The following is a 23,287-nucleotide window of genomic DNA, read 5'->3' as shown; positions in this document are numbered from 1 at the left end:
CGCCCCCGCGGCGCACCTGCTCGCGCTCGGCGACCACGCGGCGCTGCTCGTGGACCCCGCGGGCCGCACCCAGCTCGTCAGCGAGCGGGCGGCGGAGCTCCTCGGGCTGGAGGGCTCCCGGCTGCTCGGCGTGCCCCTCACGCGGGCGCTCCCCGACCTCGGGGTGCGGCTGCACACCCCGGGGGGCGCCCCCCTCGCCTTTCCCGACCTGCGCGCGGAGAGCCTGACCCTCCCGCTGGAGACCGAGCTTCTCCTCGTGCGCCCCGACGGCGGCGGGCGGCACCTGGAGGTGCGCGGCACCCTCCTCCCGGGAGAGGCCCCCGGCGCGCGGCCCGGCCTGCTCCTCACCCTGCGCGACGTCTCGGCGCTGCGACACGCCCAGGCGCGGCTGCGGCACGGGGCCCGCCACGACCCCCTGACCGGGCTGCTCAACCGCGCCGGGCTGCGCGAGGCCCTCGTGCAGGGGGCGCCCGGCACCGCCCTGTGCCTCGACCTCGACGGTTTCGGGGCCCTGAACGCCGCGCTGGGCCGCACCGCCTGCGACCACCTCCTAATCGGGGTGGCGGCGCGGCTGGGCGACCTCGCCGACGCGCGCGGCGGGCGGGCGGCGCGGCTCGGGGACGACGCCTTCGCCCTCTTCCTGCCGCACTCGGGCCCCCCGGAGACGGCGGGGGCGCTGACGGCGGCCCTGCGCTCGGCCTTCACGGCCCCGGTGCGCGCCGGGCGTCAGGCCGTGCCCCTCACCTTCGCACTCGGGGTGGCCCCGGTCGGGCTGGGCGACGACGGCGCGGCCCTCGCGGACGCGGAGACGGCCCTCACCCACGCCCGCCGCCGGGGCCGCGCCCAGGCGAGCACCTTCGGCCCCGGACTGCGCGAGGAGGTCGCCGACCCCTTCCGGCTGGAGGAGGCGCTGCGGGAGGCCCTGAGCGGGGAGGGCGAGGGCCTGACCCTGCACTACCAGCCCGCCCTGCACCTCGCCAGCGGGCGGGTGACGGGCGCCGAGGCGCTGCTGCGCTGGACGCACCCCGCCCTGGGCGAGCTGCCCCCCGCCCAGGTCCTGCCGCTCGCCGCCCGCGCCGGGCTGATGGCCCCCCTCGCCGGGTGGGTGCTGCGCCGGGCGGTGGAGGAGGGCCGCGCGTGGCGGGCGACCCACCCGGGGCTGCGCCTGAGCGTGAACCTCAGCCTGGGGGGCCAGTGGTGCCCGACCGACCTGGAAGAGCTGCTGCCCTTTCTCGCCGAGCACGGCTCACCCGACGTGGAGGTGGGCGCGGGGTGCCTCCTCGATCCCGGCGAGGGCACGCTCGACCTGCTCGAGGCTCTGCGGGAGCGCGGCGCGCGGCTGTGGGTGGACGACTTCGGCGAGGGCACGACCAGCCTGAGCGCCCTGAGCCGCCACCCCCTGACCGGAATCAAGCTGCACCCCAACCTCACCGCCCGGTTGCCGGGCGACCCGCGCGGCGTCACCCTGGTGGAGGCGACCCTCGACCTCGCCCGGCGCCTGGGCTGGCAGGTCACGGCGGTGGGCGTGGAGAGCGCCGCCGGGCTGGAGCTGCTGCGGGGCCTCGGCTGCGACGCGGTGCAGGGGCACGCGGTGTGCCCTCCCCTGGACCCCGAGGCGTTCGGGGCGTGGCTGCGGGGCCGCTAGACCGGACCCCGCCCGCTAGACTGCGCCCATGTTGCTTTATGGGCGCAATCCGGTGCTGGAGGCCCTGCGGGACGGGCGGGTGACGGAGGTGCTCGTGGCGCGCGGGGTCGAGGAGGCCCTCGTGCGCGACCTCAAGACCTTTGACGTGCGGGTGCGCTTCGCCCCGCGCATCGAACTCGACCAGATCGCGGGGACCACCGGGCACCAGGGCGTGATCGCCGAGGTCGAGGACCTGGAGTGGGCCACGGTGGACGACATCCTCGACCGGGCCGAGTCGCGCGGCGAAGACCTGCTGATCGTCCTGCTCGACGGCATCACCGATCCGCGCAACTTCGGGGCGATCATCCGCTCGGCGGAGGTGCTCGGCGCGCACGGGGTCGTCGTGGAGGAACGCCGCAGCGCGCCGCTCAGCCCGGTCGTCGCCAAGGCGGCGGCGGGGGCCACGAGTTACCTCCCCGTCGCCCAGACGAAGAACCTGCCCCGCCTGATCGACCGCCTCAAGGAGAGCGGCGTGTGGGTCTACGGCGCGGCGGGTGAGGCGGCCCAGGACCTCGCGCGCACCGACTTGCGCGGCAAGGTCGCCCTGGTGATCGGCGCGGAGGGCGAGGGGATGCGCCGCCTCGTGCGCGAGAAGTGCGACGCCCTGGTGAGCATCCCCACCCGGGGCCGGGTGCAGAGCCTCAACGCCTCCGTCGCCGCGGGCATCCTGCTCTACGAGGCCGCGCGGGCGAGGAACGGCGCATGACCCACCGGGTCGAGACCGTCTCCAGCGCGGCGCTGACCCTGGAGGTCCTTCCCGACCTCGGCGCGAGCGTGCTGAACCTGCGGGCCGCCTCGGGCCGTCCGGTGATGCGCACGGTGGACCCGGGGGGCGTGGAGACGAGCAGCCAGTGCGCTTGCTTCACCCTGCTGCCCTATTCCAACCGCATCCGGGACGCGCGCTTCACGTTCGGCGGGCGGGACATACAGCTCCGCGTGACGACCAAGGACGGCCTCACCCAGCACGGCGACGTGCGTAACCGCCCGTGGCAGGTCACCCGGGTATCGGACCGCCACCTCCGCTGTGAATTCGACAGCCGGGCCTTCCCCGACGTGAACTGGCCGTGGGCCTTCACCGCCCGCGCCGAGTACCTGCTCCACGGCCCGCACCTCGACCTGAGCGTGACGCTGACGAACGCCGACACCTCCGAGATGCCCGCCGGGCTGGGCCTGCACCCGTACTTCGCCCGGCGGCAGGACGGGGAGGACCCCCGGCTCACCTTCGACGCGGGGCTGACCTACGACACCGACGAGCGCAGCCTGCCCACGGGCCCCGCGCGCCCGGTGCGGCCCGAGGAGGACTACCGCGTGGGCCGCGCCGTCGGCGAGCGGCGGGTGGACCGGGTGTACACCGCCTGGGACGGCGTGGCGCGGCTCGACTGGGAGGAGCGGTCGCTGATCCTCACCGCCGACTCCGTGTACTCGCACCTCGTGGTCTTCACGGCGCCCGACGGGAGCCTCGCCCTGGAGACCGTCTCGCACGCGACGGACGCCTTCAACCTCGCCGCACGGGGGGTGGGGGGCGTGGACCTGCGGACGCTCGCCCCCGGGCAGAGTCTGGCGGGGGCGGCGAGGGTCACGCTGGAGGGGACCTGGTAGCCGCTATGCCGTGGCGAGCAGGGCCCCAGCGTGGTCGCGCAGCTCGAAGGCGCCCTGGGGGCGGCTGGAGAGCCAGCGCAGCGCTTCGAGGAGATCGTCGGACTCGTGGACGACCTCGGGGCCGCCCACGCCCTGCCACAAGACCCGGTAGGCGTGGGGCGTGGTGGGCGGCATCCAGCGCTCGCCGCCGTCTTCTTTCACGAAGGCGCGTGACATGTGTCCAACGTAAGACGGGCGTGTGAGGCGACGGACCCCGGCACCGCGCCGCCGCGCTTAGTCTCCCTTCAGGCTTACTCGCGCAGGTCGGGTACGCTGCGCCGGGCGACGAGGGTGATCGTCGTCTCGCGCGCCTGACCGTCCCGGACGTAACCCAGGGAGATGGTGTCGCCGATCTGCGCGCGGCGGATCGCGGTGATCACCTCGTCGGCGTTGCGGGTGCGCGCGCCGTTCACGTTGGTGATGATGTCGCCGAGGGCCGCGAGGTTGCCGTTGGCGTCGAGTGCCGAGCCCCGCAGTCCGGCGGCGGCGGCGGGGCTGCCGCGCGCCACCCGCGACACGACGGCCCCGGCGGGGGTCGTGAACCCGCTGTGGGCGAGGTCGAAAAACAGCCCCACGACGGGCACGTCGCGCTGCTCGCCCCTCCTGAGGGCCTCGATGAGCTGGTTGCCCTCGGTGACGGGCACGGCGTAGCTCGCGCGGGTCTGGTTGCTCTCGTCGAGCCGGATGTAGCTCACCACGCCGATGGCCTGCCCGTTCCCGTCGATGACCGGGCCGCCGCTGTCGCCGGGCGCGAGGGGTGCGGTCATCTCCAGCGTGCCCTGCGGGAAGTCGGCCCGCCCCGCCTGGGCGGAGAGCCGCAGCAGTTGCCCCCGGCGCGGTTGCAGGAAGCCCCCGCCGCTGTTCCCGATGGCGAGCACCGTCTCCCCCACGCGCGGCGGGCGGGTGGCGAGATTGAGCACCGGGAAGGGCCCGCGCCCCTGGACCGTCAGCAGGGCCACGTCCGCCTGCGCGTCGTAGGCCGTCAGGCGAGCCCGGTAGGTGCGGCCCGAGAGGGTCCGAATCTGGAAGAGCCGCCCGGTGGAGACCACGTGGTACGCGGTGAGCACCTGCCCGTCCGGCGAGATGAAAAAGCCCGTGCCCAGCCCCGCCTCGCGCGTGCTGGGATCGACGCTCTCGACCTGCACGGTCGCCGGGCGCGAACGCTCGAACAGCGCGCGGGTCTCGGGCGGCAAGGCGTTCGGCAGCGTCTGCGAGACGGCGGGCGGGGTGGGCGGCGCGGAAGTCCCGGCCCCCGGCAGGCTCAGGCGTTCCGGCAGCAGGTAGGCCGCCAGCGCGAGCAGCAGCAGCACGGGAAGCCAGGGCAGGGGGCGCACACGAGCATGGTAGAGCGCCCCCGCCGGGGACAGGGTGCGGGAAGGCACGGAAGGTGGGTACGCGGCGTTACCCTCTTGCCGATGCCCCTCTCACAGCGGCGCCGCTGGCTCCTGAAGTCCGAACCCGCCGTCTTCGGTTTTGCCGACCTCGTGCGGGCAGGCCGCGAGCCCTGGAACGGCGTGCGAAACTACCAGGCCCGCAACTTCCTGCGCCAGATGCGCCCCGGCGACCTCTGCCTCTTCTACCACTCGGGGGCAAAACCGACCGGCGTGGCGGGCGTCGCGCGGGTGGTGCGGGAGGCGTACCCGGACAATCTGCAATTCGACCCGGGAAGCCCCTACTTCGACCCCAAATCGAGCCCCGACAACCCGCGCTGGAGCATGGTGGACGTGGAGCCCGCGCTCGCCTTTGCCGGGGTCGTGACCCTCGACACCCTGCGCACCCTGCCCGAGTGGCGGGACTCGCCGCTCCTGCGCAGGGGCACGCGCCTGAGCGTCCTGCCCGTCACGCCGGAACAGTTCGGGGCGGTGCTGAGAGAGGTGGGGCTGGGGTCGGAGAACCTGGCCTGAGCGCCCGACGTGTCCTCCCGGGTCACGCCCGTGTCACACGGCAAAAAGCACCCTGCCGCATGGACCTTGCGCTCGCCGCCCTCATGATCGTCCTCTCCCTGCTGCTGCTGAGCCGACGGGACGGGCCCCAGAGCGAGCGGATGGCCGCGCGTGAACGGCGCCGCTGACCTCCAAGCGGTTCGCCTGGACGGCTCCCATCCAGGCCCGCAGGATGGGCGTTAAGCTGGCGGGGATGACCGTCTCTACCTCCAACCCTGTCACGCTTTATCCGCTCGGCGACGGTATAGGCAGCGTCAGCCTCGTTCAAGTGGTGGGCGACGATAAAATGATCGTCAATGCCGCCAGGGTAAGCTTCGGTGGAGACAACGACGCGCCTTTGAACTCGCGTGACGAAAAACTTATTCGATACCTGTTGACGCATCATCACGGCAGCCCTTTCGAGCATAACCTGATTACTTTTAAAGTGGTATGCCCTATTTTTGTGGACAGGCAGATGGTTAGGCACCGGGTTGGAACCTGCCTGACCGGTGATACTGTGGTTTCATTCGTCAACATCAACGGCGAAGCACAGCCAAGACTCAAGAAAACGATGGCGGAGCTGTATAGAATGTGGACCGAGGGAGAAGCACATGCCATGACTGCTTCACCTGAGCGAGTCACCACTGCCTTACGTGTGCTGAAGGAAGAAGGCGGACGGTATGGCGCAATGGCGAAAGCTGTCAAAGAATCGGGGCTGTCTCGTAACACCGTCCAGCGGTACACCCGGGGCAATGTCATGGGCCACCGGAGCAGCAAGAAACGTCTTCAGAAAATGCGTCTGCGGGTGTTGAACGAAAACACTGGGCTTTTCACCTCGGGTCATATCGCCGACGTGATGTATCAGGGAGAGCAGCCCGTTTACCGGGTGACGCTGGCCGACGGCAAGGCACTGACCATGACGCCTCATCACCGAGTGATCACATCCCAGGGGTGGCAGACAATGGCCGAGGCCCTGGGATTGGAGATTCATGGACAGACGGCTGTGATGAGCCGCGAGGCGTTTTTCATGGTCAACGGCCTGGAAGTCTACCGTGACCGTGGGTGGTTGGCTGAGCAGCGCGCCCAGGGCAAGGGCGTTCAGCAGATCGCCGACGAGGCGGGTTGTAGCTACCACACTGTGCGTAAGTGGCTTAAAATCCACGGTTTGCAATTCTTGCCGGAAGAGACCCGCTTTCCCGAGGGTTTCACACCCTGGAACAAGGGCAAAGGTGGCTACCGCGCACCACGTGTTTTCACGGAGGAACATCGTGCTGCCATCCGTGCCGCCCGGAGTGGGGAACGCAGTAATTTCTGGAAAGGCGGAGTGAGCAGCGAGCGAGCAAACATCAACCGCTGGACCTGGGAGCAGTCCAGACGAGTCCACGAAAAATTTGACTTTACCTGTCAGAACTGCGGTGAGCGCAAACTCGAACTGCACGCCCATCACATTGTTCCTGTGTGGGCCGACCGCTCCCTAGCCCTGACGTTCAACAACCTCGTGACGATTTGCGGCGCCTGCCACCGGGATATCCACCGCTCTCAGGAAAACGAGATGGCGTTCGCCCAGCGCTTTAATCCGGACGCTGTAATCTCAGGTGAACGCCCAAAACCAAGAGGGAGGAAACTTAAGGCTCACCCCGTGAAGGTCGTGAAAGTGGACTACCTGGGCATCCAGCCCACATACGACCTGGAAGTAGATGGTGATTGGCATAACTTCGTTGCCAACGGCATCGTGGTTCACAACAGTAAGAATGAAGTTTCCGGTCGTTACGTAGAATTGCAGGAACGCAATTTCACGCCCCCCTCTTTTCGCAAGCAGGCGCCCAGCAACCGTCAGGCGTCGGTCGAGGACGACGGCACGCTCGATCAGGAAGCGGCAGCGCAGATTTGGGCAGAGGCGTGGAGAAATGCTTACGCCGCCTATCAGGCCTTGCTGCGTCTGGGCGTAACACGGGAGCAGGCGCGCGGAGTCTTGCCCGTGTCGCTCTATACCGAATCGTATTACACCTTCAACGTCCGCTCCCTCCTGCATTTCCTCGAACTGCGGGACCACGAGGGTGCACAGTACGAGACCCGTCTCTTCGCGCGGGCGATGGCGGAGCTGGCCGAGCCCCTGTTCCCAGTGACCTTCCGCGAATGGAGGGAGTTGCACGCGCAGGGTTAATCCAGGAGCGGCCAAGCCTCCAACGGCACGTACAGCCCACCGGGTCCGGGCTTGCGCATCAGCCACACCTCCCGGGCGGTGAAGGTGAGGGGCGCCTTGTCCAGGTCGGCGAAGGTCGCCTGAGCCTCCTGCAACGCGGCGGACACGTCCACCCCGCGCCGCCTCAGCACGAGGGTGAGGTGGGGCGTCATGTGCGGTCCCTCGTAGCCGAAACGGTGGGCCGGGCGCAGGGCGTCGAGGAGCCGGAGGTGCAGGGCGACCGCATCCGGCGAGTGAACCCGCAGGTAGACGGCGCTGCGGTTCGGAAACGTCCGCGCACCCTCGATGCTCAGGGTGACGCGTGGGTGGGCCGCCACCGCCCCCCGCGCGGAGTCTGCCCAGGACCGGTCGGGGCTCAGGCCGCTCCGGGCTTTGACGGTGACGTGTGGGGCGCTTTCTCGCACCTTCAACCCGGCGCGAAACTCCTCGACCCGGGCCGAGAAGTCGGGCGGCGCCAGGAGACCGAGGAGGAAAGACGGCGAGTTAACCACGGCGCCTCAGCACGCCGTCTCGCACCCGCGAAAAGCCTTGCAGGAGCGCACTTTCAGCCTCGACCATAGGCCAGCTTACCTCGCCCGGCGTCCAGCCCCACCGGACGCGGTGGGCTCCTTTTCCAGTACAGTTCAGGCGTGACCCAGGCCACCGAGACAGCGTTGAAGCGGACGCCCCTGCACGCCGCCCACCTGCGCGCGGGTGCCCGGATGGTCCCTTTTGGCGGGTGGGAGATGCCCGTGCAGTACGCGGGCGTCAAGGCCGAGCACGACGCGGTGAGAAGTCGCGCGGGCGTGTTCGACGTGTCGCACATGGGCGAGTTCCGCGTCTCCGGGCCCGATGCCGAACGGTTCCTCCAGCACGTCACCACCAATGACGTCACGAAGCTCAAACCCGGTCGCGCCCAGTACAACTGGTTGCCGAACGAGACGGGCGGGCTGGTGGACGACATCTACATCTACCGGGTCGGGGAGCAGGAGTTCCTGCTGGTGGTGAATGCGTCGAACATCGGCAAGGACTGGGCGCACCTGGAGCGCCAGGCGGCGGGCTACGACGTGCAGCTCGCCGACGAGAGCGACCGCTGGGGCCTCCTCGCCGTGCAGGGGCCGCAGGCGGAGGCGCTGCTGCAACCGCACATCAGCGTGGACCTCGCCGCGAAGAAGAAGAACGCCTACTTCCCGGCCCAACTCTTCGGCTTCGACGTGCACCTCGCCCGCACCGGGTACACGGGCGAGGACGGCTTCGAGATCTTCACCGACGCCAGCGAGGCGGAGACGATCTGGGACAAGCTGCTCGCCGTCGGCTTCACCCCGGCGGGGCTGGGTGCCCGCGACACCCTGCGGCTGGAGGCGGGCTTTCCCCTCTACGGCCACGAGTTCGCCGACGACATCCACCCCCTCGCCAGCACGTACTCCTGGGTCGTGAAAGACAAGGCGCACGTGGGCCGCGAGCACATCAGCCTCGCGCCGCCCGTCCGCCTGATCGGCCTCGCCCTGGAACGGGTGCCCGTCCGCGAGGGCTACCCGGTCCTCCTGAACGGCGAGCCCGTGGGACACGTCACCAGCGGCACGAGCAGCCCGACCCTCGGCCACCCCATCGCTCTGGCCTTGGTGCGCGGGGACGCCAGCACCGCCGACGCCTACGAGGTGGAGGTGCGGGGCAAAGCTCACCCGGCGCGGCGGGTGGAGTTGCCCTTTTACCGCCGCGCGTAGAACGTGGACCCTGAGACGGAATTCACGCCCCCGCACGATCTACCCTCCGGCTACACATCCCGGCCCCGAATCGAGGACAATGCCCCCCATGCAGACGCCCACCGAACTGAAGTACGCCAAAACCCACGAGTGGCTAGGGGCCGACGGCACCGTCGGCATCTCCGACTTCGCGCAGGACCAGCTCGGCGACGTGGTGTACGTCGAACTGCCCGAGGTGGGCCGCGCCGTGACGGCGGGCGAGTCGGTCGCGGTGGTCGAGAGCGTGAAGACCGCCTCCGACATCTACGCCCCGGCAAGCGGCACGATCACTGCCGTCAACGACGCCCTGAGGGACAGCCCCGAACTCATCAACAGCGGTCCCTACGCGGACGGCTGGCTCTTCCGCATCGAGAACCCCGAACCCGCCGACGACCTGCTGAGCGCCGAAGAATACGCCCAGAGCGCGCAGTAAGGGGGGCAGAGGGCGGGAACGGTTGCGCGGTCGCCCCCTCTCCCCCAGCCCCTCTCTCCTTCGGAGCTGTGCCAGTCCCGCAGGGGGAGAGGGGAGCAAAACATCTTTTCTCCCTCGCCCATTGCGGGAGAGGGCCGGGGTGAGGGGGCGTGTGACCAGCCCTACCGCCCCCAAGGAGCCCCCATGCGCCCCCTGACCGACCTCCTCCAGACCGACGACTTCACCTCCCGCCACATCGGCCCCACCGAGGCCGAGCAGGCCGAGATGCTGGCCGAACTCGGCGTCTCCAGCCTGGACGAACTGACCGAGACGACGCTGCCCGAGTCCATCCGCTTCACGGGTGAGCTGAAGGTGGGCGGGCCCGTGACGGAAGCGCAGGCCCTCGCCGACCTGAAGGCCGTCGCCTCCAAGAACAAGGTCTTCCGCTCGTACATCGGCATGGGGTACTACGGGACGAACGTGCCCGCCGTGATTGGGCGCAACATCCTCGAAAACCCCGGCTGGTACACCGCCTACACGCCCTACCAGGCCGAGATTTCGCAGGGCCGCCTGGAGATGCTGCTCAACTTCCAGCAGACCGTGATGGACCTGACGGGGATGCCCGTCTCCAACGCTTCTTTGCTGGACGAGGCCACCGCTGCCGCCGAGGCAATGACGCTGGCACAGCGCCAATACAAGGGGGGACAGGCCAAGAGCAAGGGCAACGTCTTCTTCGTGGCGCACGACGTTCACCCCCAGACCCTCGACGTGATCCGCACCCGCGCCGAGTATTTCGGGTACGAGGTCGTGGTGGGCGACCCCAGCGGCGACCTGCCGGAAGGGACGTTCGGGGCGCTCGTGCAGTACCCGGGGACCTACGGCGACCTGCGCGACCTCTCCCCCATCGCCGAGAAGGTTCACGCGGCCCAGGGCGCCTTTATCGTGGCGACCGACCTGCTGGCCTGCGCGCTCATCAAGCCGCCGGGTGAGCAGGGGGCGGACATCGTGGTCGGCAGCGCCCAGCGGTTCGGGGTGCCGATGGGCTTCGGCGGGCCGCACGCGGCGTTCCTGGCCTGCCGCAGCGAGTACCAGCGGTCCATGCCGGGCCGCGTGATCGGCGTCAGCAAGGATGCCCGTGGCAAGACCGCCCTGCGGATGGCGATGCAGACCCGCGAGCAGCACATCCGCCGCGAGAAGGCGACCTCCAACATCTGCACGGCGCAGGCGCTGTTGGCGAACATGGCCGCCGCCTATGCCGTGTACCACGGGCCGGAGGGGATTCGGACGATTGCGGAGCGGGTGCATAGGCTGACGGGGATTCTCGAACGCTTCTTGGTTGAATCGAACATTGTTCCCCTCAATGACACCTTCTTCGACACATTGACCTTCGGAGTAGACGCCGACTCAATCCGAGCACGGGCCGAAGCTAAGGGCATCAACCTTCGCTATGGGAACGATGGTCGAATCAGCGTCAGTCTTGACGAGACCACGACTCCCGAAGATGTAGAGGACCTGATCGAGGTTATCGCTGAGACTCGATTCAATTGCGAGACAGGGCAAGAGTTTAAAGTTTTGTCGGATTATCAGTACAAGGGCGGCGACGGCATCCCCTCGGACCTCAAGCGCACCTCGTCCTACCTCACGCACCCGGTCTTCAACACGCACCACAGCGAGTCGGCCATGCTGCGGTACCTCAAGGGGCTGGAGAACAAGGATTACAGCCTCGTCCACGGCATGATCCCGCTGGGCTCCTGCACGATGAAGCTGAACGCCTCGGCGGAGATGCAGCCCGTCTCCTGGCCCGAGTTCGCCAACCTGCACCCCTTCGCGCCCGCCGACCAGACGCAGGGTTACGCGCAGATGCTCGCCGAGCTGGAGGCGTGGCTGGCCGACATCACCGGGTACGACGCCGTGAGCCTCCAGCCCAACAGCGGCGCGCAGGGCGAGTACGCGGGGCTGCTGACCATCCGCAAGTACCACGAGAGCCGGGGAGAAGCACACCGCACCGTCTGCCTGATCCCCGCCTCCGCGCACGGCACCAACCCCGCCAGCGCCGCCATGCTGGGGATGCAGGTTGTGGTGGTGAAGACCGACGCGAGCGGCAACATCGACCTGGACGACCTGCGGGCGAAGGCGGAACAGCACAGCGAGCGGCTGGGCGCCCTGATGATCACCTACCCCAGCACGCACGGCGTCTACGAGGAATACGTCACGGAGGTCTGCGAGCTGATCCACGCGCACGGCGGGCAGGTGTACCTGGACGGGGCGAACATGAACGCGATGGTCGGCCTCGCCAAGCCGGGGCTGATCGGCTCGGACGTGTCGCACCTCAACCTGCACAAGACCTTCGCCATCCCGCACGGCGGCGGCGGGCCGGGCATGGGGCCCATTGGGGTCAAGGCGCACCTCGCGCCGTTCCTGCCGAACCGCAGCGTGGGCGAGAGCCGCACTGGGGCCGTCAGCGCCGCGCCTTACGGCAGCGCGAGCATCCTGCCCATCTCGTACCTGTACATCCGGCTGCTGGGGCCCGCCGGGCTGAGGAAGGCCACCCAGGTCGCGCTGCTGAACGCCAACTACATCGCCAGGAAGCTGAGTGGCGCGTACCCCGTCCTGTACACGGGCATGAACGGGCGGGTGGCGCACGAGTGCATCCTCGACCTTCGCCCGCTGAAGGGCGCCACGGGCATCACCGAGGAGGACGTGGCGAAGCGGTTGATGGACTACGGCTTCCACGCCCCCACCATGAGCTTTCCCGTCCCCGGCACCCTGATGATCGAGCCCACCGAGAGCGAGCCCAAGGCCGAACTCGACCGCTTTATCGGTGCCATGCTGGGCATCCGCCGCGAGATTCAGGAGGTTGAAGACGGCTTGCTGACCGCCGAGGACAGCCCGCTGAGGCACGCGCCGCATACGCAGGAAGACCTCGTGAGCCCGGAGTGGGAGCGCGCCTACAGCCGCGAGACCGCCGCCTTCCCCACGCCCGCGCAGAAAGCCTGGAAGTACTGGCCCGCCGTGAACAGGGTGGACAACGTGTACGGCGACAGGAACTTCGTGTGCTCGTGCCCGCCGGTGGAGGAGTACGCGGAGGTTTGAATCTGTTTGTAAGTGTTGAGATTAAATACAGGGACGGCTTCAAAAGTAGATGCCGTCCCTGTAGTCTAGCTAACGAGCGCGATTACGTTTTCCAGTCTTCGTCTAACATCAGAATCTGAAGAAATCTTATCCAGCGGAACTCTCTCTGATAAAAGGTGGTTAGCAAATTCTATTGCGGGACTTCGAGTTAAGTTCGGCAGAATAAGATTAAGAAGCTCCTTAAACTTCTCTCTAGAAAGAGCAAATTGTAATTTGCTTGCAATAGACTCAGACGTGTAAGATAGCATGGCGAGCATAGATAATCTTTCGTCAAACCTACGTATTAGGCTTATATATATGGGATTGGCCCCAAAAGCAACACCATTTCCATTCGTCAAGAATGCTTCTACAATCGTGTTTACATATGATTTTTCTATTGATCTTGGGACAGTTTTGGCCGTTCCAACTATCCTCTGAAGCTCAGAGGCAAAAGGGGGCTCGTTGTAAAAATTGTCCATATTTCGGTGGGCGTTACGCAAATTTATAAGAGCTTCGTTCATCTCAGCAACAAGAATAGGTTCAGGTAGATACTGTATACCCTGTACTACTTCGAAGAATGACCTTCCCATTCTGGTTTGACTGTTATTTCCACTCGCAATATTAGTTGCAAGACGAACACCAATTCTCTTCTTTACGTCATCGCTGGCTCTACTCCACACGTAAGGGGCAAGATTATTAATATTTTGGATGGACTGTGTTGTGGTATCTGAGTTGACATAAATCCCATAAAGTCCCTGTATGAGAGTATCTATCTGCTCTGGCCGCGCATTCTCAACGAACTGGGCCATCATAAAAATCTCTTCTCTGGAGAATGAGTTTCGCTTTATATTGGCAAGAAGTTGACTGATATTAGACGCAATATTAGATAATGGAAGATTTATAACCTCCCGTATGCAGGTTTGTAGCCAAGTGATAAGCTGTAAGCCTGTTATCTCATTTTGATTCGGATGAGCGGCGCTCATCCAATTTCTCATATACTTAATTTCATCGAGAAGACGAAAGCCTATCTTACTGATAAGTTCGATTTCTCGCGCCCCTTTAATCAATTCTGCATCTGAAATTTTGTCTAAATCAGAAGCGTCCTTTAAATCGGCGCGCTTCTTCTGACTGTCTACAGCTATATCATAGAAGTAATCTATATCGTAATTCTCAACCCTCTTACGTAGTTCTAGAATCGTTTCATCCCACAAATAGTTTAACGCGGCATCAAAAAGTCCCGAGGCAACGGCAGCTAAAAATTTAGCAATATATATGGAATCCTGCCGCTTTGATGCTTCCAAAAGACCTACGACGCTAGGGGCGTTAAAAAACACTACTCCTCTTTCCTGTGTGTTAATAAGCACGCCGTCACTCGGTAGGCCAAGACTGGAAAGTTGTCTAACTAATGCGTTTTCAAAATTTAACAACTGTTCGTTATAATTAAGCTCACTCCCAGAGATTTTTGTTATGTCGGTCATAATGCATACTACGACAGGAGTTTGGAAATATTCAAGCTCCTCTGATCCCGAAACTCTACACACCACCCAGTACAATTTCCAATATAGATAACCCCACCGACTACGGGCGGCATGTCTCTTCACCTCCATACCCAACCCCTGCCCCCACTCTCCCCCTGCTTTTGCAGGCGCTGCCGCTTGTGGTCGAAGGTGGGAGCGGCGGTGGGGTGGGGGGTGGGGGCAAGGTCAGCGAGGCGCGAGCCCACGGATATTTACATTACTATCAGCCATGAGTGATCGCGTCAGCATCGATCCAGAAGTGAACGGAGGCAAGCCCACCGTCACCGGGACGCGGGTCAGCGTGCAAACCGTGCTGGGGCACCTAAGTGCTGGGGACAGCGTAGAGGAGGTGGTGGACGCCTACCCACGGCTCACGCGCGAGGACGTGCTGGCGTGCCTGGAGTACGCGGCGCGGCTGGCAGGCCATAGCGTAACGTTCGAGAAGATCGCTTGAAGCCCGCGGGCGTGCTGCTGAACGTGTCTGCCAGGTTGCGCGGCTCGTTCGACGTGCCCGTCTTTCATGTCAGCGAGTGGACAGAGGGCCTTAAAGACTGGGCGTTGTGGGAGCGGGCGAGTGAGGAGTCCCTGGTGATCGTTACGCAGGACGCCGACTTCACCAAGCGGATGCTGGCGCAGGAGCCGCCGCCGTGGGTGATTCACGTCCGCACGGGAAACATGCGGGTAGCCGACTTCCGGGCGCTCCTAGACGACGTGTGGCCGCGCGTGTGGGAGTTGCTCACCGACCATAAGCTGGTGGTGATGTACCGGGACAGGCTGGAAGCGGTGCGGGGCAGCAGTGGGGATTGAAATTAGGCAGAGCCCGGCCCCTGCTTTTCCAATCGCCCCTTCGTCATTCTGGGAACCAGTTCTCGACCCTCAACCCCGGTACGCGCCTGAACTCTCCCTCGTTGTTGGTCACCAGCGTCACGTCCGCGCTGAGGGCGTGGGCGGCGATCAGCAGGTCGAGCGGGCCGATGAGTTTTCCAGTCGTCTGCAATCCCGCCCTGATTTTTCCGTATACCCAGGCGGCAGCGTCATCGTAGGGGACGGTCACGAGGTCCAGCAGGAACCCCTCGAGCCGTTCTCGTGTGCCGGGCTTAACACTTTTGGCGGCGCCATAGGTCAGTTCCGACACGGTGACGCTGCTCACGGCAACGTCGCCCAGGCTGTGGCGGGCAAACCGTTCAGCGATGTGTGCAGGACGCTTGTTCAGGATGTAAACGCAGGTATTGGTGTCGAGGAAAAACTTGGGGGCGGGCATGGGCTACAAGTCGCCCCAGTCCCGCTCCTGCTGTTCCCCCTGGTCACGCTCGAACTGAAAGTCATCCCCTGAGTCGTAGACGGCGGCCAGAAGGTTGCTCCAGCGGTTGTTCCGTGGCAGCAACAGCACCCCATCGCCCACGCGCTTGATGATGACCTCTTCGCCCTCGAAGCGGTATTCCTTGGGCAGCCGGACAGCCTGACTGCGGCCCGTCTGGAAGAGCTTTGCGGTGTCGTACTTGGCCTTGGTCATGCTCCACCCCCTGATAGCTATCAGGAGTATATACCGAGGAGCGTCCTCACCCCTGGTTCTCCCTTGCAAGACGGCGGGAACGGGGAAGCCCTACACACCTGGCCGAGCGTAGAGCTTGACCGGGACATGTTCGGCAAAGCGCCTGAAGTCGGCGTCCTTGGTCATCACGGGCATGTCCCACCGGGCACTGCACGCGTAGATCAGGAAGTCCGTGTTGCTGCCCTGAATGCCCCGACTACGGCAGAGGTTAAAGAACTCGGCGGCCAGCTCGTACTCGGGGGTGGTTACGGGTTGGTCTGGAAAAGGCCGCAAGAGTTCCCTGATCTGCTCGAACTGGTGGAAGTACCGTCAGCCGCAGAGGATTTCCTGGCGAACCGCACCCAGCAGGGCAACCCTCTGTGCCCGGATCAACTCCCTGAGCTGCCGCACCTGCGCCGACGACCCACCCGTCCGCCTGCGGTAGAACTCCGACCAGACATCGGTGTCCACCAGCACCCGGCGGTCTGTCACGGAACGCGCCGTTGCTCTTTGTAGTCGAAGGTAGGATCGGCGTCGAACTGGCCCTCGAAGTCCAGCACCCGGAGTTGCTTGCGATATTGCACGTACTCGCTGAGCGCCTGCATGACGGCAGTGTCGGCGTCGGGCTGGCCGGTCATCACGACCAGTTCCTTCGCCAGTTCATCGGGAAGTTGCACGTTGGTCATGCCGCAGTTTATCCGCCGCGCACGCCTGGGCGGGTCCCCGGGTTCTATCCTGCTTTCGCAGGCGCCGCCGCTTGTGGTCGAAGGTAGGGGCGGCGGTGGGGTCAGGGTTGGGGGGCGGGAAGTGGCTTGGGGGCGTCGGTCGGGGCGGCCCCCTCACTGGTGGGTCAGGGAAGGCGGTCGGCGGGGTCGGCGTCGGGCACAAGGGACATGGCCGCGTCGAACTTCTCCCAACTGCCTCTCGCGGCGCGTTCCCTCAGGTAGCTCAGGTAGTCCTCGGTCAGCAAGGCGCTCACCTTCTCCGCGACGGCGGTAGAGATGAGCTGGTTCACGCTCACGCCTTCCTGCTTGGCAAGGTCTTTCAGGCGCTTGTGCAGACTGTCGGGCAAACGGACGCTCAGCTTGCTCACAGTGGGCCTCCCAGCAGGGTCAGGAATTGGGCGGGCGTGACGGCCTGGATGCCAAATCTCTCGCTCCCCGTGAAGTCCCGGACGTTGAAGGTCACGATGTGGGAGCATCCGCCATTGATGGCGAGTTCCAGAATGTGATCGTCCTTCGGGTCCCGGAGCTGTGGCCGCTAAGGGAAGGACATACGGGAATGGTTTCTGAGGCCTGATTAGGGCAGGCGGTCGTCCGGGTCGGGCTCGGTGTCAGGGGCTCTGTCAAGAACACTCAGGAACTTCAACCGTGCCAGAGCCGCCTCCACCTGCGGGCGCAAGTTGGGCAGATCCCGTGTCAGGACCGGCACGACTTCCTCAGGGTCTATGCCGTCGTAGTCATGAATCAGCACGTCACGCAGACCTGCCATTGGACGCCAGGGAATGTCCGGGAACTGCGCGCGAACCTCGACCGGGCAGCGCTTGGCCGCCTCGCCGATGATTTCAAGGTTGCGGTGAACGGCATCCCGGACGAGGCGGCTGTGGCGGTAGATGTCCGGGTTGTCTCCGGTGTACTCCCGAATGGCGTTCATGCTGTCCAGCATGTGTTGGAAGTACAGGGCGACGTTTTTCGCCACGCTCAGAGGACCTGAGCCTCACGCTGCACGCGGTCACGAATCAGGGGATGCAGGGTGTCCGGGTTCGCCACGTCCACGGGAATACCCAGCAGGTCTTCCAAATCGGTCTTGAAGGCGGCCCGGTCGAGAAGGCTGCGACCCGGTTCCAAACGCACGAGCAGGTCGAGGTCACTGGTTGGCCCTGCATCTCCCCTCACGGTGCTGCCGAAGACGCGCACCTCGCGGACGCCGTGGCGGCGGCTCAAGGCCTCTATCTCCTGTCTGAATGCGCGCACCGCAGGAAGATTCATGGAACCAGTTTACGTTCTCTTCCTTTCCCTGGACAACAACAAAAGGCCGCCCCACGAGCGGCCTCCCCAACACCTACAACCCCGGAATCGGCACCGCCACCGGGCGAATCGTCTGGCCCTGGTTCTCGGCGGCGTTCAGGAGCCGGTTGGTCGAGACGTTGAGGTTCTGGATGCCCTGTTCGTCGAAACGGCCATTTTTCAGGTTGTTGCCCACCTGGGTCAACGACTTCTGGTAGCCCGGCAGCAGCGAGCCGATACGCTGGAGGAAGGGATCACTGGTGTTGCGGGTCAGCTTGACCGCCGAATTGACCTGATAGGCGGAGAAGGCGAGCGCCAGCCCCGCCTTGACGATGGCAGAGCGCTGGCCGGGGGCGCCTGCCTGGAACTTGTACTCGCGGTAGGGCCGCAGCACCCAGGTGTTGAAGGCGTAGTACGCGGCGCCGAGGTGGAAGAGGAACCGGGCTTTCTCAAGCGCGGTGGCGTGCGCCTGCTGAGCCGGGGCGGCGACCAAGAGGGTTCCGGCGAGGATCAGGGATTTGCTCGACTTGCTCACGCGGGGAAGTCTCCCGGCTCGGGGCGGGCGAGGGATGAAGGGCAGGTGCAGACCTGTTGGGAAAGCCCGGAGACCCAACGCGCCTTGCCCCGCCTCTCAAGAAGTGCGCGGGCGCGGGGCCGACAATCTGGAAAACCACCCCGGAGGACGCAGACATGACGGACGACCGCAGCAGCGACAGCTACAACCCGCCCGTGGACACCGGGGGCACGCCCGGCGAGGGCGGCAACGACCTCACGAACGAGCCGGGGAACAACGCGGCCCCGGGCCTCGACGCGACGCTGGGCATGGACGGAGGCGGGGGCGGCATCGACACCAGCGACACGGACATGGCGGGCGACAACACGTCCGCGGACGTGACGGACCCCTAACCCTCGCCGCGCGCGGGCCGGATTCGCCACGCCTGCCGGGCCACCAGGGCGACGAGCCCCACGCCGATGAGGTGGCCGAGGGGATGCTGGGCGGCGAGGGCGAAGGCGAGGTCGGCCACCGCGATGGACGCCGCCAGGATGAGGCCCGCCAGGGGCACGCGGCTCTCGTGCGGGGTGTCGTACATGGCGATGCGGGGCTGGGGGTCGCCCATCGCGTCGCGGGCCTCGGCGTAGCGGATCAGGGTCAGGACGCCGTACACGAGGAGCAGCCCGGCGAGGAGGATCAGAACCAGGCCCTCGTAGCGCCCGGCAGAGGCGTAGTCGAGCGCCCCGAAGGTGAAGTGCCACAGGGACGTGAAGATCGACAGCAGGGCCAGCCCCAGCATCGCGGGCGTGCTGTAGTTGGGGGGGGCACCGAGCGGCGCGGCCATAGGACGGTCCCTACGCTACCCCCGACCGGGGGGGACGAACCGTGGGAGGGGCTGGAAACTCCGGGCTACCCTCCACCCGATTCCTAAATGTTCGCCCTGGCGAGTGCATTTGTGAGGCCACGTGGTAGACTGGCGTCGCTGCCGGGCGACAGGACAGCGCCCCTACGCCTCCCAGACCAGGCAGGCTGGGCGCCGCCCGAGACACGCGACTTTCCCCGACCCGTGGGTGAGATACACGTCGGGAGTGACCGTTTTCGCTGCCGCGACCCTGCAAGGATGCACAAAGAGTGACCCGCAGAGGCCCGCGCCCCATCCAGAAACGGTGACTCCCCACGTCCTACACGAGAACATCCCGCGGGTGTCCTGACCAGGTGAGGAATGCCGAGAGCAAAGAAGGAGCGCCCGGCGCAGGACGACCAGAGCGTCCGCGCCGACTCCGAACAACAGCAGAGCACCGCCCCCCGGGCCGGACGGGGCCGCAAGCAGGCCGCCCAGCCCACCGAACCCCCAACCCCGCAGCCGGAGGCGGTGACCCCTGCCCCGAAGCGTGGCCGGGGCCGCCAGACGCCCGCCACGAACGAGAACGCCACCGCGCAGGCCGAGACCGCCGCGCCCAGGGCCCAACGGGGCAAGCGCGCGGCCTCGCCCGCCGAACCCCAGCCCGAGCCCACCCCGGAAGTGACCGAGGCGGCGACCACGGCCACCGAGCCCACTCCCAAGCCCCGCCGCGGACGTCAGGCGCGCGCGCAGGCTCAGCCTGCCGAGGCCGCGCCCACCGAAGCGGTGACCGCCGAGCCCGTGCCCGTCGAGACCGCCGCCGTGGAGACGGCCCCCGTCGAGATCACCCCGACCGGGGACGTGGCGGCAGCCAGCCCGGCGGAGCCTGTCGAGGCTGCCGCCGAACCCACCCCTCAACCTTCCAGCCGCCGGGGCCGCAAGGCGAAGGCCGCTCCCCCTGAACCTCAGGCTCAGCCGGAAGCGGTCGCCTCCCCTGCCGAGGAACCCGCCGAAGCGCCCAAGAAGCGGCGCGGACGTCAGGCGAAGGCCCAGCCCGTCGCCGAGGCCGAGCCCGAGCAAGCGCCCGAGCAGGCCCAGGCCACCGAACCCGTCTTGCTCGAAGTGCCCCGCACCCGCCGGGGCCGCAAGCCGAAGGTCGTCACCCCCGTCGCCGAAGGGCCGCGGGAGGACGCCACTTCCGAGGAGGTCCCGCTCGCCGAGGTGCTCGGCGGCGTGGAGCCCGTGGCGGTCGAGGAGGCCGGAGCCCAGGCCGCGGCCTCCGAGGACGCGCCCCAGACGGCGCTGACGGTCTCGGCGGACGCCGGGCAGCCCCTCCCGGTCGTGGACCACCCCGCGTTGGAGGGGGAGGACGACGGGGAGGTCCACGAGGCGCAGGAGGACGGCACCGACACGGACGGCCAGCCCGACCCCGCCCGCGACCTCGTGACCTCGCAGCTTCGCAAGGTGGGGCGCCCGATCCACGTCCGCGACCTGGAGCGCACCTTCACCCGGCAGACCATCAACCGGCTCGGGGACTGGCGCGACCTCGAATCGCTGCTCGAAGACCTCGTGCGGACGGGGGACGTCATCCGCACCCGGCGGCGCACCTACGGCCTGCCGGAGGCGATGAGCCTCGTGCGGGGCCGCTTCCAGGCGTCGGCGGCGGGCTTCGGCTTCGTGGTGCCGGACTCCGGCGGCGAGGACTTCTACGTCGCGCCCGAGAACACGATGGAAGCCTGGAACGGCGACATCGTGCTCGTGCGGATGGAGGGCCGCGGCGACACCGGGCGCGGCGGCCAGGGTCCCCGCCGGGGCCAGCGCGGCGACGGCAGCCCGCGCGCCTCGGTGGTGCGCATCGTGCAGCGGGCGTACAAGCAGCTCGTGGGCAGCCTCGAATTCAGCAAGGGCCACCCCATCCTCAAGCCCGACGACCACCGCGCGCGGCACCGCATCCTGCTGCTGACGGAGGGGATCGAAGGGCTCCAGAGCGGCGCCCGCGTCGTCACCGACCTGTACTGGCCCGAGCAGACGGGCGAGGATGAGGTGTTCGGGCAGGTCACCCGCGTCCTCGGCGAGCAGGACGACCCCGAGACCGAGACCGAGGCCGTGATCGTCAAGTACGGGCTGCGCGGCGACTTCCCGGACGAGGTGGAGGCCGAGGCGAACGCGATCCCGCGCGAGATTCCCGCCGAGGCATTGGTGGGGCGCCTCGACCTGCGCGAGTTCAACATCTTCACGGTGGACGGGCGCGACGCCAAGGACTTCGACGACGCGATCCACATCCAGCCGACCCCGGCGGGCACCTTCGTGGTGGGCGTCCACATCGCCGACGTGAGCCATTACGTGCGTGGGGGCACGCCGCTGGACAAGGAGGCCTACGCCCGCGCGACGAGCGTGTACCTCCCCGGTCGGGTGCTGCCCATGCTCCCCGAGCACCTCAGCAACGGGGTGTGCAGCCTCGTTCCGTTTGAAGACCGGCTGACGATGACGGCGCTCGTCGAACTCTCCGCCGAGGGCGACATCCTCGACGTGCGGCTCACGCCGAGCGTGATTCGGAGCAAGGCGCGGCTCACCTACGACGAGGTGCAGGCGTACTCGGAGGCGACCTCCACCCTGCCCGACCACGCGCGGCACCTGGAGGGCGACCTCCACCTGCTGCTCAAGATCACCTCCAAGCTGCGCCAGAAGCGGCTGCGCGAGGGCTCGCTCGACTTCAAGCTGCGCGAGGTCAAGGTGGACGTGGGGCCCGGCGGGCGGATGGAACTTATCCCGATCCGCGAGGAGACGGCGCGCGGCATGATCGAGGACCTGATGCTGCTCGCCAACAAGGTGGTCGCGCGTTACCTGATCGAGCGCGAGGTTCCGGCCTTATTTCGCATCCACGAGGAACCCACCCTCCAGCGCTTCCAGGACGTGACGAACGCCCTCGGGCGCCTGGGCATCTCTTTCCCGGGCGGCGAGCCGACCCCGCAGGCGTATCAGGCGGTCCTCAAGGGGGTGCGGGGCACGCCGCGCGAGAGCGTGGTGAATACCCTGCTGCTCCGCTCGATGCAGCAGGCGAAGTACGCGGGCGAGAACCTGGGGCACTTCGGGCTGGCGTTCCGGGAGTATCTGCACTTCACGTCGCCGATCCGGCGTTACCCGGACCTGCTCGTCCACCGGGTGCTCAAAGGGGTGCTGGCGGGGGACCTGACGGCCTCCTCACGGGGGACCCACGACCTGCGGGGCAGACTGCCGGGGATGGGGGAGCACACCTCCGAGCGCGAGCGCGCCGCCGCCGAGGCCGAGCGCGACCTCACGAAGTACTACCAGGCGAAGTGGGCGCAGGAGCACCTCGGTGAGACTTTCCCCGGCAACGTGTCGGGCGTGGTGGCGAGCGGGCTGTTCGTGGCGCTGGACAACGGCGTCGAGGGCAAGCTGCACATCTCGAACCTCGACGACGACTATTACTTCTACCTGGAAGACGCCCAGATTCTGCGGGGGCGCTCGAATGGGCGCACCTTCCGGCTGGGGGACGCCCTCACCGTGACCATCAGCCAGGTCAACCCCCTGGCCCGGCAAATCGATTTCACCCAGGAGACCGCTATGGACGGCGACACCCCCGTCCGGCCCCGCGCGAGACGCCGCGAGGACCGGGAAGCAGAGAAACGCGAGAAGTTGCAGTCGGTGAGCACGGCGGCCCCCCGCAAGTTCACCCTCGACGAACCCCAGCCCGCCACCTCGGCGGCCCCGGCCCGCACCGACGGCGCTCGCGGGCGCGGCCAGGCACGCGACGGGCAGGGCCGCGAGCCGCGGGAGCCGAACGGGCGAGAGCCGGGCGCGCGTGACTTCGGGGGACGCCCCCCCATGCGCCCCAGCGGTCAGGGCGGCTACAAGCGGCGCGTGATCACGCTGGAGCGCCCCCGCAACGAGCACCTGCGGCCCGTGAACATCACCGTGCAGCGCATGTACTTCGGCGACTGGACGGTGGAGAACATGCCCCCCGAGGAGAGCCACGGCGGGGGGGGCGGCGGACGCGGCTTCGACCGCAGCGACCGGGGCGGGCGCGGCCAGGGCTTCTCGCGCGGCGCCAGTGACCGTGGGGCCGTCCCGAACCTGAACGGTCGCCAGGGCCCAGGCCGCTCGCCCCGACCGCAGCCGCAGCAGGCCCAGGCCGCCCCGCAGGGAGACGGCGGGCAGGGCGCGGACGCCGAGGCCCGGCGCCGCCG

26 protein-coding genes and 1 pseudogene are annotated in these 23,287 nt (G+C 67.0%); 12 read left to right on the top strand and 15 right to left on the bottom strand.

Annotated elements, in window-relative coordinates; all coding sequences use genetic code 11:
- The 3 genes from A7B18_RS19145 to A7B18_RS19135 all read left to right on the top strand — a co-directional run.
- Positions 1-1,645, top strand: a 1,645-nt coding sequence (locus tag A7B18_RS19145) for a putative bifunctional diguanylate cyclase/phosphodiesterase (RefSeq protein ID WP_146009596.1), incomplete at its 5' end; no start/stop codon positions are given.
- Positions 1,646-1,673: 28 nt separating this feature from the next.
- On the top strand, positions 1,674-2,390 hold the full coding sequence (gene rlmB, locus A7B18_RS19140; RefSeq protein WP_102128287.1) for a 23S rRNA (guanosine(2251)-2'-O)-methyltransferase RlmB: 717 nt from the start codon (positions 1,674-1,676) through the stop codon (positions 2,388-2,390).
- The gene (locus A7B18_RS19135; protein ID WP_102128286.1) at positions 2,387-3,283 is read left to right on the top strand and encodes an aldose 1-epimerase; all 897 of its coding nucleotides are present in this window, start codon (positions 2,387-2,389) and stop codon (positions 3,281-3,283) included. The genes rlmB and A7B18_RS19135 overlap by 4 nt, the downstream gene beginning before the upstream one ends.
- A gap of 3 nt (positions 3,284-3,286) precedes the next feature.
- On the opposite strand, the gene A7B18_RS19130 is transcribed toward A7B18_RS19135, so the two are convergent.
- Positions 3,287-3,499 (bottom strand): hypothetical protein, encoded by a 213-nt coding sequence (locus tag A7B18_RS19130; protein ID WP_102128285.1) that lies wholly within the window; start codon positions 3,497-3,499, stop codon positions 3,287-3,289.
- 74 nt (positions 3,500-3,573) lie between these two features.
- A complete protein-coding gene (locus tag A7B18_RS19125; protein ID WP_102128284.1) occupies positions 3,574-4,656 on the bottom strand; it encodes a S1C family serine protease in 1,083 nt (360 codons plus the stop codon).
- Between the two features lie 81 nt (positions 4,657-4,737).
- Between A7B18_RS19125 and A7B18_RS19120 the strand changes: the two genes are divergently transcribed.
- Positions 4,738-5,226, top strand: coding sequence for an EVE domain-containing protein (locus tag A7B18_RS19120; protein WP_102128283.1), 489 nt, complete (start codon positions 4,738-4,740; stop codon positions 5,224-5,226).
- A 232-nt stretch (positions 5,227-5,458) separates the two neighbouring features.
- Positions 5,459-7,408 carry an FAD-dependent thymidylate synthase gene (gene thyX / locus A7B18_RS22740; RefSeq protein WP_245872973.1) on the top strand — a complete coding sequence of 650 codons (1,950 nt, stop codon included), beginning with the start codon at positions 5,459-5,461 and terminating at the stop codon, positions 7,406-7,408.
- Here the strand turns inward: thyX and A7B18_RS19100 are convergent.
- Positions 7,405-7,938, bottom strand: a complete 534-nt coding sequence (locus A7B18_RS19100) for a 2'-5' RNA ligase family protein (protein WP_102128282.1) — start codon at positions 7,936-7,938, stop codon at positions 7,405-7,407. The two genes, thyX and A7B18_RS19100, sit on opposite strands and share 4 nt — an antisense overlap.
- 138 nt (positions 7,939-8,076) lie before the next feature.
- Here A7B18_RS19100 and gcvT point away from each other — a divergent pair, with 138 nt between their 5' ends.
- The 3 genes from gcvT to gcvP all read left to right on the top strand — a co-directional run bounded on the left by gcvT (position 8,077) and on the right by gcvP (position 12,673).
- Positions 8,077-9,150: a glycine cleavage system aminomethyltransferase GcvT gene (gene gcvT, locus A7B18_RS19095; RefSeq protein WP_102128281.1), complete on the top strand. Its 1,074-nt coding sequence runs from the start codon at positions 8,077-8,079 to the stop codon at positions 9,148-9,150.
- An 88-nt stretch (positions 9,151-9,238) separates the two neighbouring features.
- Positions 9,239-9,601, top strand: a complete 363-nt coding sequence (gcvH, locus tag A7B18_RS19090) for a glycine cleavage system protein GcvH (RefSeq protein WP_102128280.1) — start codon at positions 9,239-9,241, stop codon at positions 9,599-9,601.
- A gap of 183 nt (positions 9,602-9,784) precedes the next feature.
- Positions 9,785-12,673 carry an aminomethyl-transferring glycine dehydrogenase gene (gene gcvP / locus A7B18_RS19085; protein ID WP_102128279.1) on the top strand — a complete coding sequence of 963 codons (2,889 nt, stop codon included), beginning with the start codon at positions 9,785-9,787 and terminating at the stop codon, positions 12,671-12,673.
- Positions 12,674-12,738: 65 nt separating this feature from the next.
- On the opposite strand, the gene A7B18_RS21610 is transcribed toward gcvP, so the two are convergent.
- On the bottom strand, positions 12,739-14,169 hold the full coding sequence (locus tag A7B18_RS21610) for a hypothetical protein (protein WP_146009595.1): 1,431 nt from the start codon (positions 14,167-14,169) through the stop codon (positions 12,739-12,741).
- 268 nt (positions 14,170-14,437) lie between these two features.
- Between A7B18_RS21610 and A7B18_RS19080 the strand changes: the two genes are divergently transcribed.
- Positions 14,438-14,662, top strand: coding sequence for a DUF433 domain-containing protein (locus A7B18_RS19080; protein WP_102128278.1), 225 nt, complete (start codon positions 14,438-14,440; stop codon positions 14,660-14,662).
- Positions 14,659-15,015: a DUF5615 family PIN-like protein gene (locus tag A7B18_RS19075; RefSeq protein ID WP_102128277.1), complete on the top strand. Its 357-nt coding sequence runs from the start codon at positions 14,659-14,661 to the stop codon at positions 15,013-15,015. Before A7B18_RS19080 ends, A7B18_RS19075 begins: the two co-directional genes overlap by 4 nt.
- 43 nt (positions 15,016-15,058) lie before the next feature.
- On the opposite strand, the gene vapC is transcribed toward A7B18_RS19075, so the two are convergent.
- From vapC to A7B18_RS19035, 10 genes and pseudogenes are all read right to left on the bottom strand, one after another.
- Entirely contained in the window at positions 15,059-15,469 is a 411-nt protein-coding gene (gene vapC / locus A7B18_RS19070) for a type II toxin-antitoxin system tRNA(fMet)-specific endonuclease VapC (RefSeq protein WP_102128276.1), read from the bottom strand.
- A gap of 3 nt (positions 15,470-15,472) precedes the next feature.
- Positions 15,473-15,721 (bottom strand): antitoxin, encoded by a 249-nt coding sequence (locus A7B18_RS19065; RefSeq protein ID WP_102128275.1) that lies wholly within the window; start codon positions 15,719-15,721, stop codon positions 15,473-15,475.
- A gap of 90 nt (positions 15,722-15,811) precedes the next feature.
- Positions 15,812-16,033, bottom strand: coding sequence for a PIN domain-containing protein (locus A7B18_RS22300; RefSeq protein WP_219722160.1), 222 nt, complete (start codon positions 16,031-16,033; stop codon positions 15,812-15,814).
- A 36-nt stretch (positions 16,034-16,069) separates the two neighbouring features.
- Complete coding sequence (locus A7B18_RS22295) at positions 16,070-16,231, bottom strand: PIN domain-containing protein (RefSeq protein ID WP_219722159.1); 162 nt, start codon at positions 16,229-16,231, stop codon at positions 16,070-16,072.
- Positions 16,228-16,425 carry a DUF2191 domain-containing protein gene (locus tag A7B18_RS19055; RefSeq protein WP_102128274.1) on the bottom strand — a complete coding sequence of 66 codons (198 nt, stop codon included), beginning with the start codon at positions 16,423-16,425 and terminating at the stop codon, positions 16,228-16,230. Before A7B18_RS19055 ends, A7B18_RS22295 begins: the two co-directional genes overlap by 4 nt.
- Positions 16,426-16,589: 164 nt before the next feature.
- Positions 16,590-16,832 (bottom strand): YlcI/YnfO family protein, encoded by a 243-nt coding sequence (locus tag A7B18_RS19050; protein WP_102128273.1) that lies wholly within the window; start codon positions 16,830-16,832, stop codon positions 16,590-16,592.
- Positions 16,829-16,984 (bottom strand): annotated as a pseudogene (locus A7B18_RS22935) (PIN domain-containing protein); the annotation flags it as partial. The gene A7B18_RS19050 and the pseudogene A7B18_RS22935, both read right to left, overlap by 4 nt.
- Positions 16,985-17,038: 54 nt before the next feature.
- On the bottom strand, positions 17,039-17,437 hold the full coding sequence (locus A7B18_RS19045; protein ID WP_180970245.1) for a HepT-like ribonuclease domain-containing protein: 399 nt from the start codon (positions 17,435-17,437) through the stop codon (positions 17,039-17,041).
- 2 nt (positions 17,438-17,439) lie between these two features.
- A complete protein-coding gene (locus A7B18_RS19040) occupies positions 17,440-17,727 on the bottom strand; it encodes a nucleotidyltransferase family protein (protein WP_102128271.1) in 288 nt (95 codons plus the stop codon).
- A 73-nt stretch (positions 17,728-17,800) separates the two neighbouring features.
- The gene (locus A7B18_RS19035) at positions 17,801-18,280 is read right to left on the bottom strand and encodes a hypothetical protein (protein ID WP_102128270.1); all 480 of its coding nucleotides are present in this window, start codon (positions 18,278-18,280) and stop codon (positions 17,801-17,803) included.
- 155 nt (positions 18,281-18,435) lie between these two features.
- Between A7B18_RS19035 and A7B18_RS19030 the strand changes: the two genes are divergently transcribed.
- Positions 18,436-18,651, top strand: a complete 216-nt coding sequence (locus A7B18_RS19030) for a hypothetical protein (RefSeq protein ID WP_102128269.1) — start codon at positions 18,436-18,438, stop codon at positions 18,649-18,651.
- Here A7B18_RS19030 and A7B18_RS19025 read toward each other — a convergent pair.
- Positions 18,648-19,082, bottom strand: coding sequence for a hypothetical protein (locus A7B18_RS19025; RefSeq protein ID WP_102128268.1), 435 nt, complete (start codon positions 19,080-19,082; stop codon positions 18,648-18,650). The two genes, A7B18_RS19030 and A7B18_RS19025, sit on opposite strands and share 4 nt — an antisense overlap.
- A 378-nt stretch (positions 19,083-19,460) precedes the next feature.
- On the opposite strand from A7B18_RS19025, the gene rnr reads away from it, so the two are divergent.
- On the top strand, positions 19,461-23,287 hold a 3,827-nt coding region (gene rnr / locus A7B18_RS19020; RefSeq protein ID WP_245872972.1), incomplete at its 3' end, for a ribonuclease R.

This window comes from Deinococcus planocerae (assembly GCF_002869765.1).
GTDB classification, from domain to species: Bacteria; Deinococcota; Deinococci; order Deinococcales; family Deinococcaceae; genus Deinococcus; species Deinococcus planocerae.
The sequence above is the reverse complement of the archived record's forward strand: the minus strand, read 5'-3'. Positions and strand labels throughout refer to the sequence as shown.

What these genes read in the sequence shown, in the direction of transcription:
- A7B18_RS21610 (WP_146009595.1), bottom strand. Translation starts at nt 14,169, where the DNA reads ATGACCGACATAACAAAAATCTCTGGGAGTGAGCTTAATTATAACGAA.
- thyX (WP_245872973.1), top strand. Translation starts at nt 5,459, where the DNA reads ATGACCGTCTCTACCTCCAACCCTGTCACGCTTTATCCGCTCGGCGAC.
- A7B18_RS19120 (WP_102128283.1), top strand. Translation starts at nt 4,738, where the DNA reads ATGCCCCTCTCACAGCGGCGCCGCTGGCTCCTGAAGTCCGAACCCGCC.
- A7B18_RS19130 (WP_102128285.1), bottom strand. Translation starts at nt 3,499, where the DNA reads ATGTCACGCGCCTTCGTGAAAGAAGACGGCGGCGAGCGCTGGATGCCG.
- rlmB (WP_102128287.1), top strand. Translation starts at nt 1,674, where the DNA reads ATGTTGCTTTATGGGCGCAATCCGGTGCTGGAGGCCCTGCGGGACGGG.
- A7B18_RS19080 (WP_102128278.1), top strand. Translation starts at nt 14,438, where the DNA reads ATGAGTGATCGCGTCAGCATCGATCCAGAAGTGAACGGAGGCAAGCCC.
- gcvP (WP_102128279.1), top strand. Translation starts at nt 9,785, where the DNA reads ATGCGCCCCCTGACCGACCTCCTCCAGACCGACGACTTCACCTCCCGC.
- gcvH (WP_102128280.1), top strand. Translation starts at nt 9,239, where the DNA reads ATGCAGACGCCCACCGAACTGAAGTACGCCAAAACCCACGAGTGGCTA.
- A7B18_RS19030 (WP_102128269.1), top strand. Translation starts at nt 18,436, where the DNA reads ATGACGGACGACCGCAGCAGCGACAGCTACAACCCGCCCGTGGACACC.
- A7B18_RS19040 (WP_102128271.1), bottom strand. Translation starts at nt 17,727, where the DNA reads ATGAATCTTCCTGCGGTGCGCGCATTCAGACAGGAGATAGAGGCCTTG.
- A7B18_RS19135 (WP_102128286.1), top strand. Translation starts at nt 2,387, where the DNA reads ATGACCCACCGGGTCGAGACCGTCTCCAGCGCGGCGCTGACCCTGGAG.
- A7B18_RS19055 (WP_102128274.1), bottom strand. Translation starts at nt 16,425, where the DNA reads ATGACCAACGTGCAACTTCCCGATGAACTGGCGAAGGAACTGGTCGTG.
- A7B18_RS19025 (WP_102128268.1), bottom strand. Translation starts at nt 19,082, where the DNA reads ATGGCCGCGCCGCTCGGTGCCCCCCCCAACTACAGCACGCCCGCGATG.
- A7B18_RS19065 (WP_102128275.1), bottom strand. Translation starts at nt 15,721, where the DNA reads ATGACCAAGGCCAAGTACGACACCGCAAAGCTCTTCCAGACGGGCCGC.
- vapC (WP_102128276.1), bottom strand. Translation starts at nt 15,469, where the DNA reads ATGCCCGCCCCCAAGTTTTTCCTCGACACCAATACCTGCGTTTACATC.